Source organism: Hydrogenimonas sp. (genome assembly GCF_029932565.1).
GTDB lineage: Bacteria > Campylobacterota > Campylobacteria > Campylobacterales > Hydrogenimonadaceae > Hydrogenimonas.
In genome coordinates this window covers 1-11,688 of sequence record NZ_JAOZPV010000022.1, presented here as the reverse complement: position 1 = coordinate 11,688, position 11,688 = coordinate 1, and the positions used below count along the sequence as shown (strand labels likewise).

The following is an 11,688-nucleotide window of genomic DNA, read 5'->3' as shown; positions in this document are numbered from 1 at the left end:
TGTACTGCAGCAGCGCGGAGAGAAACGTGACCAGAAAAATGAAGTCGAGATAGTAAAAATTGATCGCGACGAGCGGAGCCGCCATACGGACGGCTTCCTGACTGAAACCGATGGCGATAAGACGTGTTACACCGTCCGAAAAGAGTGTGACCAGAAGAGATGCAAAAAGCAGGAAAAGAAAAAAACGTATCAGTATGGCGACTGCGAAGACACTGCGATGTTTCGACACGATGAATGTGGGCATGAAACTCTGTACAAACGCACCTTCTGCGAAAATCCGGCGAAACAGATTGGGAAGTTTGAATGCCACGAAAAAGATATCCGAGAAGATATTGGCACCGAGAATCGATGCCATCAGAAGGTCGCGTACAAAGCCGAAAATACGGGATGTCAAAATTCCGGCGCTGGTTGTGAAGATTGAGCGAAAACGCATGAAATATCGAGCCTTTTAGACGATACGTTGGAGACTTGAAGTAATTTTAACGATAAATAGATTAAAATATAGATATTTTTTGTGCCGGCACAATAGAATAAGACCAACATTGAAGTGAAACGTATGGGATTTTTCGACAAAGTATTCAAGAGTGAGAAAAAGAAACAGCCGAAGGGAACGTCGAAGGCTGCAGGATTCACGCCCGTCGTCGTGACGACGAGTGACGTTCCCAGAACGTTACAGGAGACGGCGTTAAAATACCAGATAAGTTCGCAGGCTCTTGATATCCGCATAATCAGTTTCAAAACGTACATCAAAATGGATGCGAATGCATCCGAATGGGTCGAAGTGGAACAGGGCGACTGGGAAAAATTCAACAAACCGGAAGTTCTTCTCAATCCCAATTTCGAAGTCAAGCAGGACTATGAAATCGAGGTCTTGAAATACAAAGAAGAGCCGTGGATGAGCGATCTACTGATCCATATCGCGTCGAATAAAGAGAAAAACAGAATCGTCTGTACCATCAAAAGCGGCTCCATCGTTCGCAATACGGAAAATCTCAATGCGAAACTCAAAAGCCTGATTCACAAAAAGATGGTCCGTTCCCGCATCCTCATCAACCTGTGGGATCTCGATATCGAGAAGAAGCTCGACGAACTCTCCGCAAAAGCCAAAGTACAGGAGCAGTATATCGTTCCGGAAGACTACAGTTTCGACATCGCGGTCTGTTATGCGTCACAACCTGCCATCGACGATGAGCTGGTTCTGCACTACAAGGAGAGACAGAAGAAGGAGGAGTCAAACGACAGAATCGACTACTCCAAACGCGGATTCATAGAGGCTGTCGAAAAAGGCGAAACGATCATCGAATATATCAAGCCCCGGGAGGGAAAAGCGGGACGCAACTGCATGGGCGAATTCATACCTGTTGACGAACCCAAGGAGACCAACAAGCCGGAATTCCGTGTCAGCGACAATATCGAAATCGAAGAGAACGATTCGCAGATTCTTTACCGTGCAAAACGCGGAGGTTACGTCGTATGCAACGACAATACCTACGACATACAGGATGAAATGGAACTCGAAGAGGTAAGTTTCAAAAAAACCGGTTCGATCGATGCGGGTGTCGAAACGGAAGTGAAACTTCACATCAACGAGAAAGATTCGATGAAAGATGCCATCGGCACGGGTGTCGAAGTCGAGGCAACCGAAATCAAAGTGGAAGGAAACGTCGGTGCGTCGGCTGTCGTCATCGCCGAAGAGGTCGTCATCGGAGGGCAGACACACCAGAGCAGCAAAATCATTGCCGACCATGCAAAAATCAATGTGCTGCGCGGATTGCTGAAGACGAAAAACCTGGCCGAAGCCACACGTGTGGAAGGGGGGATCGTCGAAGCGAAAGAGGCGAAAATCGCTCAGATGATCGGTGGCGAAATCAAAGCGATGGAGGTCGACATCGGTGTGCTCGGCTCCAACGGGAAAATTTATGCCGTATCGAAAATCGAAGTCGGCAAAATGGTAGGAGAGAACAACAAACTGATTATCGATCCATCGGAGATCGAAGCGTATCACAATGAAATCGTCTCCCTCGAAGAGCAGATGGCAGAGCTCGAGAAAATTCATGAAAAGCTGGCGGAAAAGCTGGCGGAAAAAGAGGAGGTCGCCTCCAAAAGCGAATCGGCCGTCAATACACTCAAACAGAAAATCCTTCAGGATCAGAAACGCGGTATCAAACCCAAACCGGCATTCCTCTCCAAAATCAAACAGTTCCAGAAACTCAAGGAACAGATCACGGCGATGAAAGAGGAGATCACGACGGTCGAGACGAAACTGCAGGATATCAGGAGCCGGCTGCTCGCCTATCAGGATATGGTCGTCCATGCGAAGGTCATCAACCGCGGTGAATGGAAAGAGTATACAACGGTCGAATTTCATCTGCTCTATCCGCAGATGAAGCTGGAATACACGCCGAAACCCGGTCAAAGCAATCAGCTCATCTATCTGGAAAAGAGGGGGGAAGAGGGGTATGATATTGCCGTCAAAGAGGCGGATGACGCATGATCATAGGTATTACGGGCAGAGTCGTCAAAAAAGATCCCACCCATCTGCATCTGTTGACACAGAGCGGGCTTATTTACGAAGTTTTCGTTTCCCTGCACTGCAGTGCTGCAGTCAAAAGCGATGATGTACGCCTCCATACGACGCACATCATACGGGAGGATGCCCAGCTGCTCTACGGTTTTCTCGATATCAACGAAAAGCGGATGTTCGACACCCTGATCAAAATCAACGGCGTCGGACCCAAGGTCGCGATGGCGATCTGCTCCACCTTCACGCCTCCCTCTTTCGCACAGATCGTCGAAAGCAAAGATGTCGGCATGCTCAAGCGTGTTCCCGGTATCGGACCAAAGAGTGCCGGACGTATTCTGGTCGAGCTGGGAGGCTTTTCGCTGGAGATGGCAGGTGAAAACAATCCGGCCAGCCAGGCACACAACGAAGCGGCTATGGCGCTTGAAAGCCTTGGATTCAAAAAAGAGCATATCACCAAAACACTTGCCCAGTGCAGTGGAAGCGACACCGAAAGCCTCATCAAAGAGGCTCTGAAAAAATTAAGCAAATAACGGAGAATTTGGCAACTATGAAATCAGCAATTCTATTCGGCGGTGCGAGTTACGAACATGAAATCAGTATCGTCAGCGCCATTGCACTCAAAAAAGTTCTGAAAGGAGCACTGACATTCATTTTCCTCGATGCCGACGGCAACTTCTACCTGATTCCGTCCGACTCGATGAAATCGAACCATTTCAGTTCGGGTGATTATAAGAACGATGAGAGATTGACACTGGTCAGGGGTGGGTTCGAAAAACGCGGGCTCCTCAAAAGCAGACGTCTGGAGCATGGCACGCTGCTCAATCTGATTCACGGTGCCGAAGGCGAAGACGGTACGATCGCCGCTCTGCTCGATTTTTTCAAAATTCCCTATATCGGCCCACGCAAAGAGGCTTCCGTCCTGAGTTTCAACAAATGGCTGACGAAACTCTATGCCGAGGGGATCGGTGTACGGACGGTCGATTACCAGCTGTTGCGTATCGGGGATGCACGCGAACCGATTTTCGGCTATCCGATCATCGTCAAGCCGCTGCGGCTCGGAAGCTCAATCGGTGTCAGCATCGTCAGAAAGGCCGAAGAGCTCGACTTCGCGCTCGACGTGGCGTTCGAATTTGACGACGAAGTGCTGATAGAACCGTTCATCGAAGGGATCGAGGAGTACAATGTCGCCGGCTGCAAAGCAGGAGAGGAGTGGATCCTGAGCCGAATCGAGGCACCGCAGAAAAAGGAGTATCTCGATTTCGACCAGAAGTATCTCGATTTCGCACGGACCGAAAGCGTCCAGACGGCGAACATCGATGCAACGCTCGAATCGGACCTCAAAGAGACCTTCAAAAAGGTCTACGGCAGCCTCTTCGAAGGGGCATTGATACGGTGTGATTTCTTCGTCGCCAGTGGCGAGATACTCCTCAACGAAATCAATCCGATCCCCGGATCGATGGCCAACTATCTCTTCGAAGATTTCAGTGGAACGCTCGCGCAGCTTGAAAACCACCTGCCGCGAAAACGGCCCATCGTACCCGATTACGCCTACATCAACAAAGTCCAATCCGCCAAGGGACCGAAACTGGGGTCTGATCGTTGAAAGCGTTTCTGAAAACCTATCTTCCGCTTTACAAGAATTATAAAGACAAAGTCGTTCTTGCCATCGTCGGTATGCTGCTGACATCCGGCGCAACCGGTGCCATCGCGTACATGGTCAAGCCGCTGATGGACCGCATTTTCATCGAAAAAGATGTCCAAATGCTCTACATCGTGCCGGTCTTCATCGTTGCCGCCTTCGTGGCCAAAGGGCTGGGTACCTTCATGCAGAGCTATGCCATGAGCTTTGTCGGTCAGGATATCGTACGAAAAATGCGAAACAAAATGCTTCGGCACATGATGCATCTCGATATGGATTTCCACTTCGCATTTCACAGCGGCGAACTGATGAGCCGCATCAGTGCCGATATCGCAAGAATCCAGGCGGCCATTTCAAGCCAGCTGGCGACATTTCTCCGCGAATCGCTGACGGCGATTGTCCTGCTTGGTGTCGTCATCTACCAGAGCCCGAAACTGGCACTCTTTACGCTCATCATCGTTCCGATGGTCGTCTGGCCGGTCAATATTCTCTCCAAGAAACTCAAAAAACTCTCCCATATTTCGCAGGAGAAGAGTGCCGATTTGATGACACAACTCTCGGAAAACTTCGCCAATTACGAGATGATCCAGTCCTACAACGCCCAGGATTACGAACTCGAACGCTTCAAAGCCTTCAACCGCTCCTTTTTCAATACGAATATGAAAACGGTCAAAGTGCAGCTGATGCTCACCCCGATTCTCGAACTTATCGCCGCCATCGCCATCACGATCTTCATCGTCGCGGGCGGCCGCGAAGTACTTGTCAACAAAACAATGACGACGGGTGAATTTTTCTCGTTCCTCACGGCGCTCTCCCTCCTCATCGATCCGGTACGGCGTCTTTCCAATCTCTACAGCAAATTCCAGAATGCCATCGCCGCGCATGAGCGGATCGAACAGATCATGCACTACAGACCGATGATCGAAAGTGGCAAAGTTACACTTGACCATATCGAGTCGATCACATTCGAACAGGTAACCCTCCGATATGGAGAAACCGTAGCGCTCAAAGATATCTCCCTTCATGCCAAAAAAGGGGAGGTGATCGGCCTGGTCGGCGACAGCGGCGGCGGAAAGAGTTCGATGGTCAACCTGATTCTGCGTTTCTACGATCCGGCCGAAGGCACCGTAAAGGTCAACGGTATCGATTTGAGAGATCTCGACCTCAAGTCACTCCGTAATCGTATCGCCATCGTGACACAACGCATCTACATCAGCAACGACACGATTCTCTCCAACATCGCCTACGGCGATTTCCATCCGAATAGGAAACAGGTTATCGAAGCACTGAAAAAAGCCAATTTGTGGGAATTTGTCGAAACACTTCCGGACGGAATCGACACGGTACTCAACGAGGGTGGCACCAATCTCTCCGGCGGACAGCGCCAACGTATCGCGATCGCCCGGGCACTCTACAAGGAACCCGACATTCTGATTCTCGACGAAGCGACGAGTGCCCTCGACAACAAGAGCGAATCGGCGATCATCGATACGATCTACTCCCTCAAAAAAGATCTCATTGTCTTCATGATCGCACACCGTCTTACGACAATCGAAAAGGCCGATACGATCCTCGTGTTCGAACACGGCAAAATCGTCTGCCGCGGCACCAAAGAGGAACTCTCGCAGGGGTGCATCACGTTCCAGAATCTCTACCGCAAAGAGAAAGAACAGTGAGCAAACCACCCGTCAAACTCGACACCTTTTCGCAAAAAACGAAGGCGTGGTACGGTTCGCTCATAAAGCAGCACAACCTCGTCAATATCCTCTGGCTCAATCTTCATCCCGTCGTGGAAGGAAAGATCTACCGATCCGCCCAGCCGACACCCTGGCAGCTCAAAAAACTGGTCACGGAATATGGCTTCAAAAGCATCATCAACCTGCGGGGCAGAAAACCCCACTATCCCGTCTATGCCCTCGAAAAACGCGCCTGCGACGAATTGGGCGTCGAACTGATCGACGTCAGTATTTTCTCCAGGCGGATACCCGACGACAAAACGCTCCTTGCGCTCAAGGAGGCGTTCGAAAGGGCGACCTATCCGGCATTGATGCACTGCAAGGCGGGAGCCGACCGGAGTTCGCTGGCCTCGGTTCTCTACCTCTACTGGATGGAAAACGTTCCCCTGGAAGAGGCGATGAAGGAGCATCTGCGCTTCTGGCCCTATGGATACATCAAAAGTTCGGGGGCCGGCATCATCGCCGCCTTTTTCGAAGCCTTCCTCGACTATCGGAACGAGCATCCCGATGCAGAGATTATCGAGTGGTCGAAACGGTGGGCAGACAGGAGTCGGCGTAAAGCATTCGAAAAGACCTTCAAAGAAAACCGTACCAATCCGATTGCCGACTTCTTTTTCGAAAAAATCCTGAGGAGAGAGTAGGGTATGGCCGTCAAACCGATCCGCTACAACAACGAAACATTCCGAATCGCCTACGACATCGTCAATCCGGAGGGCCGGCACGACCTGATCATCCTCCATGGCTGGGGCAGCAGCAAGGAGCTGATGCGCCAGGCGTTTGGCCACGCCTTCAAAACCTGGCGGCACATCTACATCGACCTGCCTGGATTCGGGAAAAGTTCGAACGAGTCCGTCCTGAAAACAGAGGATTACGGGGCGATCGTCGATCTGTTTCTCCAAAATATCGGAGCGAAGAAAAATGCCGCTGTCGGCCACTCGTTCGGCGGCAAGGTCGCGACACTGCTGAATCCCGAACGGCTCGTTCTTCTTTCGAGTTCCGGTATCGTCATGCCGAAATCTTTCAAAATCCGCGCGAAAATCGCACTCTTCAAACTCCTCAAACCTATCGGCGGAGCAAAACTCCGAAGCGTCTTCGTTTCGCGCGATGCCGCCGACATGCCCCAACACATGTATGAAACCTTCAAACAGGTCGTGGACGAAGATTTCAGAGATCACTTCGCGGCCTACACCCGGCCGGCACTGCTTTGCTGGGGTAGAAACGATACCGCGACACCGCCCGAAGCCGGCGAAACGATCGCTTCGCTGATGCCAAAGTCACGGTTGGTTCTCTTCGATGGCGACCACTATTTTTTTCTGAATAATCCGCAGCCGGTCATTGCGGAGATGGAGCTCTTTCTTGAAACGGTATAGATGCATCGTCAAGGGGAAGGTTCAGGGAGTCTGGTACCGCAGGGAGGTTTCCGAAATGGCACGGGAAGCCGGATTTACCGGGTTTGTCCGGAACCTTCCGGACGGCACGGTCGAAGTGGTCGTCGACACGGCCGAAGAGCGCCTTGAGATATTCAAACAATTTCTTCTGAAAGGATCACCCATGTCGATCGTGACCGAAATCGAATGTCAGGAAATTCCCCTCGACACCCCATTCACTACATTCGAGGTGGTCCGATGATCTGGTTTGAACTCTTTTCGCATATTCTGCTCGTCATGGCGCTGGGCTGGTACCTCGCGACCAATCTCCAGTGGTACAGCTACAAAATCGAACGCGTCATACTGCACCATACACGCTACCACTGGCATGTCATCTACTTTCTGATTCCACTCTTCGCCTACTACTTTACGGGGATCTATTTCTGGATCTATTTCTATTTCGCCTATCTGCCGACGCTCTGGCTATGGAACAGAAAACTCGACAAAAAACTCGTCATCACGGGACGGATCAAACGCTTTTTCGCTCTGCTGCTGATGCTGACGATCTTTCAGGACCTTCTCTGCCTTGCCAAAGAAGGGTGTCAGGTCTTCGGTGTCATTCTTCCCCTTGCCGTCGCCGTCATCGGTTCGACTTTCATCGAAAAGGTGATGTTCCACGGTTTCAAAGTCCAGGCGAAGCGCAAACTCGACAACATGAACGATCTCATTGTCATCGGCGTAACAGCCAGCTATGGCAAGACCAGTATCAAGAACTTCATCGCCCAGATTCTCGGACATGAAAAAAAGGTCTACGCCACTCCCAGAAGCGTCAACACGCTTGCCGGTGTCATGAAAGATATCAACGACGAGCTGCCGGAAGATACCGAGGTCTATATCGTCGAAATGGGGGCCAGAGGTCCGGGCGATATCGCCGAAATCACGGAGTTCGTCCAGCCCCACTATGCCGTCGTCGGCGTCATCGGCCCCCAGCATATCGAATATTTCAAGACGCTTGAACGGATACGGAACACGAAGATGGAGATTCTCCGGAGCAAACGGCTGCGACACGCATGGGTGCACAAATCGGCCAATGTCAAACCCAACGAGAACGTTACAGAGTTCGGCAATGAGATCGACCATCTCCAGGCCACACTCGAAGGCGTCGATTTCGACCTGAAACTCCCGGAAAAAACCGTTTCGGTCCACCTTCCGATTCTCGGTGCCTTCAACGCCGTCAACGTCACGGCGGCGCTCCATGTCGCCAACGCACTCGGCATTCCCTACGAAAAGGGTGCAGAGTATGCCGCCCGTCTCAAACCGGTCGAGCACCGTCTGCAGCGTATCGATGCCGGCGGAAAGATCATTCTCGACGACAGTTTCAACGGCAACATCGAGGGGATGCTCGCCTCGTTCGATCTCGTCTCGCAGTACAAGGGTCGAAAAGTGCTTATCACTCCCGGACTGGTAGAGGCCGATGTGGAGCAGAACGAGAAGATCGCCAAACGGGCCAGCGAGATTTTCGATCTGATCCTCGTCACCGGAAAGATCAATCGGGAAACCTTCAAAATGTATGTCGCCGACGAGAAACTCCATTTTCTTGACGACAAATCGAAAATGGAGGAGACGCTGGCCGCATTGACCCGTTCCGGCGATCTGATACTCTTCGCCAACGACGCACCCAACTTCATATGAGAGACCAATGAAAATTTCCTATCTGATTGACGAAACTAGCAAATGGGCCGGAGCGCTGGGAGCCTTCGCATCGATCGTACTGGCGCTGCTCATCGTCTACGATGCGACGATGCGCTACGCCTTTCACGAAGGCTCCGTCGCGCTGCAGGAGCTGGAGTGGCACCTCTTCGACATCCTCTTTCTTCTCGGCCTGGCTTATGCACTCAAACACGACAAGCATGTCCGGGTCGACATTCTCTATACACGTTTTTCACCCCGCTTCAAAGAGGTCATCCGTATTGCGACGATGGTGCTGTTCGTCATTCCCCTGGGGCTGCTGATCGTATGGTTCAGCTGGGATTTCACGCTGCAGAGTTTCGTTCAGCACGAGGGAAGTCCCGATCCGGGCGGACTCTGTTGCCGGTATGTCATCAAATCGTTCGTGATTCTCTCTTTCGCTCTTCTCATCCTCCAGGCTGTCAGCGAGACGATCAAAGCCTTCCACCGGCTTGGTGAGCTGAAAGAGGAGGGGAGACGATGAAAGGATCGTTTCGATGATCGGTATGCTGATGTTTTTGACGGCTCTCGTTTTCCTGCTGCTGGGTATTCCCGTCGCCTTCGCATTCGGCGGCGTGGCGATCCTCTTCGCGCTCCTATTTCCGTGGGACGTAGGGCTCGAGGTGTTCGAGCTGCTCCCGTTCCGCATCTACGGCATCATGCAGAATTTCACGCTGATGGCGGTGCCCCTCTTCATCTTCATGGGTCTGGTGCTCGAAAAATCGAAGATGGCCGAAGACCTCCTGGAATCGATGGGAAAACTCTTCGGCCCGGTCCGCGGCGGTCTGGCGATCTCGACGGTGCTGGTGGGTGCGATACTGGCGGCGAGTACCGGCATCGTAGGTGCGAGCGTCGTCATGATGGGACTCATTACCCTCCCGATCATGCTCAAACACCGCTACGACCCCAAACTCGCCAGCGGGACGATCGTCGCCAGCGGGACGCTGGGGCAGCTCATACCTCCCTCGGTCGTGCTGATCGTACTGGGGGATGTCATGTACGTCAGTGTCGGCGATCTTTTCAAAGCGGCCGTCATGCCCGGAATCATCCTCACCTCACTCTACATCGCCTACATTCTTCTTCTCTCCTGGATCCGGCCCGATGTCGCCCCCGCCATGGAGCGGGAGCCGATCCCCTACGGGAGACTCCTGATGCAGGCCGGCAGGGCGATACTCCCTCCGCTTCTGCTGATCGTCGCCGTTCTCGGCTCCATCTTCGCCGGTATCGCCAGCCCCACCGAGTCGGCGGCCGTCGGCGTCGTGGGTGCCACGCTTTTGACGATGCTGAAAGGGACGTTCCGATTCGAGATCGTGCGCTACGCCTCGATCGAAACGGTCAAACTGAGCGCCATGATCTTCATGATCCTCATCGGTGCCACGGCGTTCAGCCTCGTTTTCAACGCCTTCGACGGAGGTGATTTCGTTCATCAGTTCTTTACCGAGGAGCTGGGAAGCCGATGGACCTTCATACTCGTCACGATGGCGGTGATTTTCGTGCTCGGGTTTTTCGTCGACTTCATCGAGATCTCGTTTATCGTCGTGCCGATTCTGGTCCCGATCGCCGCAAGCTTCGGCATCGATCCGATCTGGTTCGCCATTCTCATCGCGATGAACCTGCAGGCATCCTTTTTGACACCTCCGTTCGGTTTCGCTCTCTTCTATCTGAAAGGGGCCGCGGGCGACAAAGTGACTACCGGCCAGATATACAGAGGCGTCATCCCTTTCATTCTGTTGCAGATGACGGCACTTGCGATCGTCATGCTCTGGCCCAAGATCATCTATTGGCTCGGGTAGCCTCTCTTTCGACGGGTTCCATTCTCTTAAGAAGGCTCTCTTTTGTCCCGTTCTGTTCACAGGTGCGCACACACGAGCGCCCTTTGGAGACATCGTGGATGACCCAGGCTGTCGTGACGATCATAAAGAGGACGAACCCGCCCAGAATCAGCGTGACCAGCACCACGTTCCTGTATTTTCCTCCTATCATGTTTCCCTCCTTTGAAGGCTATCGTTATATTATTGGTTTTTCTTATTTAATACCTCCTTTGAAAAAAAGTTAGTGTATAATTTTTTATTTACCAAACGAGGTCTTGCATGAACCACCTTTACGCTCCCTGGCGGACTGCCTACATCACCCAAAAAACGGAAGGGTGTGTTTTCTGCCATATCAGCGAACATCCCGAACTCGATGCGGAACATCATGTGCTTCTGCGTGACGAGAAATGCTTCGTCGTCATGAACCGCTATCCCTACACACCGGGCCACTTCATGATCATTCCCCACACCCATACCGACAGACTCGATACCCTGGATCCGGATGTCTGGCTGCATATCAGTGAACTCACGCAAAAAGGTGTCCGAATGCTGCGGGAGGGATTCCGTGCCGACGGCGTCAATCTGGGTATGAATCTGGGGGCGGCGGCGGGTGCCGGCATCGCCGAGCATATCCATTACCATCTCGTTCCGAGATTCAACCGCGACACCAACTTCATCACGACGATCGGAGAGACGCGGGTCTACAGCACCGATTTTCAGAAGATCTACGAGAGGCTCAAAGCGATGGTGCCCGACTATTTCGGGAAACAGTAGATGAAAAAATTTCTCAGACTCCTCTTTCTCTGGCTTCCCGGTTCTCTGCTGCTTCTCTATGCACTCACCGGCTTCTGGCTCATTCCGGCTCTGGTCGAAAAGAGAGGTC

Annotated in this window: 13 protein-coding genes; 11 read left to right on the top strand and 2 right to left on the bottom strand. The window is 52.1% G+C overall.

Annotated features, from left to right (window positions below; all coding sequences use genetic code 11):
• Positions 1-433: lipid II flippase MurJ (locus Q1K24_RS04350; protein ID WP_300366516.1), on the bottom strand; the 433-nt coding region annotated here is incomplete at its 3' end.
• A gap of 123 nt (positions 434-556) precedes the next feature.
• Between Q1K24_RS04350 and Q1K24_RS04345 the strand changes: the two genes are divergently transcribed.
• Genes Q1K24_RS04345 through Q1K24_RS04300 form a run of 10 tightly spaced genes read left to right on the top strand, consistent with a single transcriptional unit; the run spans position 557 to position 10,787 of the window.
• A complete protein-coding gene (locus tag Q1K24_RS04345) occupies positions 557-2,494 on the top strand; it encodes a flagellar assembly protein A (RefSeq protein ID WP_300366513.1) in 1,938 nt (645 codons plus the stop codon).
• Complete coding sequence (gene ruvA / locus Q1K24_RS04340) at positions 2,491-3,054, top strand: Holliday junction branch migration protein RuvA (RefSeq protein WP_300366510.1); 564 nt, start codon at positions 2,491-2,493, stop codon at positions 3,052-3,054. Before Q1K24_RS04345 ends, ruvA begins: the two co-directional genes overlap by 4 nt.
• 17 nt (positions 3,055-3,071) lie before the next feature.
• Complete coding sequence (locus tag Q1K24_RS04335; protein WP_300366507.1) at positions 3,072-4,127, top strand: D-alanine--D-alanine ligase; 1,056 nt, start codon at positions 3,072-3,074, stop codon at positions 4,125-4,127.
• A complete protein-coding gene (locus tag Q1K24_RS04330) occupies positions 4,124-5,839 on the top strand; it encodes an ABC transporter ATP-binding protein (RefSeq protein ID WP_300366504.1) in 1,716 nt (571 codons plus the stop codon). Before Q1K24_RS04335 ends, Q1K24_RS04330 begins: the two co-directional genes overlap by 4 nt.
• On the top strand, positions 5,836-6,540 hold the full coding sequence (locus tag Q1K24_RS04325; protein WP_300366501.1) for a sulfur transferase domain-containing protein: 705 nt from the start codon (positions 5,836-5,838) through the stop codon (positions 6,538-6,540). Before Q1K24_RS04330 ends, Q1K24_RS04325 begins: the two co-directional genes overlap by 4 nt.
• A gap of 3 nt (positions 6,541-6,543) precedes the next feature.
• Positions 6,544-7,269, top strand: coding sequence for an alpha/beta hydrolase (locus Q1K24_RS04320; RefSeq protein ID WP_300366498.1), 726 nt, complete (start codon positions 6,544-6,546; stop codon positions 7,267-7,269).
• The gene (locus Q1K24_RS04315) at positions 7,256-7,528 is read left to right on the top strand and encodes an acylphosphatase (RefSeq protein ID WP_300366496.1); all 273 of its coding nucleotides are present in this window, start codon (positions 7,256-7,258) and stop codon (positions 7,526-7,528) included. The genes Q1K24_RS04320 and Q1K24_RS04315 overlap by 14 nt, the downstream gene beginning before the upstream one ends.
• Positions 7,525-8,958, top strand: coding sequence for a UDP-N-acetylmuramoyl-tripeptide--D-alanyl-D-alanine ligase (murF, locus tag Q1K24_RS04310; protein WP_300366493.1), 1,434 nt, complete (start codon positions 7,525-7,527; stop codon positions 8,956-8,958). Before Q1K24_RS04315 ends, murF begins: the two co-directional genes overlap by 4 nt.
• A gap of 7 nt (positions 8,959-8,965) precedes the next feature.
• Complete coding sequence (locus Q1K24_RS04305; protein WP_300366489.1) at positions 8,966-9,478, top strand: TRAP transporter small permease subunit; 513 nt, start codon at positions 8,966-8,968, stop codon at positions 9,476-9,478.
• 13 nt (positions 9,479-9,491) lie between these two features.
• Positions 9,492-10,787, top strand: a complete 1,296-nt coding sequence (locus tag Q1K24_RS04300) for a TRAP transporter large permease subunit (RefSeq protein WP_300366486.1) — start codon at positions 9,492-9,494, stop codon at positions 10,785-10,787.
• Here the strand turns inward: Q1K24_RS04300 and Q1K24_RS04295 are convergent.
• Positions 10,768-10,977, bottom strand: coding sequence for a hypothetical protein (locus Q1K24_RS04295; RefSeq protein ID WP_300366483.1), 210 nt, complete (start codon positions 10,975-10,977; stop codon positions 10,768-10,770). The genes Q1K24_RS04300 and Q1K24_RS04295 overlap by 20 nt on opposite strands.
• A 107-nt stretch (positions 10,978-11,084) precedes the next feature.
• Between Q1K24_RS04295 and Q1K24_RS04290 the strand changes: the two genes are divergently transcribed.
• Positions 11,085-11,579, top strand: a complete 495-nt coding sequence (locus Q1K24_RS04290; protein WP_300366480.1) for an HIT domain-containing protein — start codon at positions 11,085-11,087, stop codon at positions 11,577-11,579.
• Positions 11,580-11,688 lie beyond the last annotated feature (109 nt).

What these genes read in the sequence shown, in the direction of transcription:
- Q1K24_RS04290 (WP_300366480.1), top strand. Translation starts at nt 11,085, where the DNA reads ATGAACCACCTTTACGCTCCCTGGCGGACTGCCTACATCACCCAAAAA.
- Q1K24_RS04335 (WP_300366507.1), top strand. Translation starts at nt 3,072, where the DNA reads ATGAAATCAGCAATTCTATTCGGCGGTGCGAGTTACGAACATGAAATC.
- Q1K24_RS04320 (WP_300366498.1), top strand. Translation starts at nt 6,544, where the DNA reads ATGGCCGTCAAACCGATCCGCTACAACAACGAAACATTCCGAATCGCC.
- Q1K24_RS04300 (WP_300366486.1), top strand. Translation starts at nt 9,492, where the DNA reads ATGATCGGTATGCTGATGTTTTTGACGGCTCTCGTTTTCCTGCTGCTG.
- murF (WP_300366493.1), top strand. Translation starts at nt 7,525, where the DNA reads ATGATCTGGTTTGAACTCTTTTCGCATATTCTGCTCGTCATGGCGCTG.
- Q1K24_RS04295 (WP_300366483.1), bottom strand. Translation starts at nt 10,977, where the DNA reads ATGATAGGAGGAAAATACAGGAACGTGGTGCTGGTCACGCTGATTCTG.
- Q1K24_RS04345 (WP_300366513.1), top strand. Translation starts at nt 557, where the DNA reads ATGGGATTTTTCGACAAAGTATTCAAGAGTGAGAAAAAGAAACAGCCG.
- Q1K24_RS04305 (WP_300366489.1), top strand. Translation starts at nt 8,966, where the DNA reads ATGAAAATTTCCTATCTGATTGACGAAACTAGCAAATGGGCCGGAGCG.
- ruvA (WP_300366510.1), top strand. Translation starts at nt 2,491, where the DNA reads ATGATCATAGGTATTACGGGCAGAGTCGTCAAAAAAGATCCCACCCAT.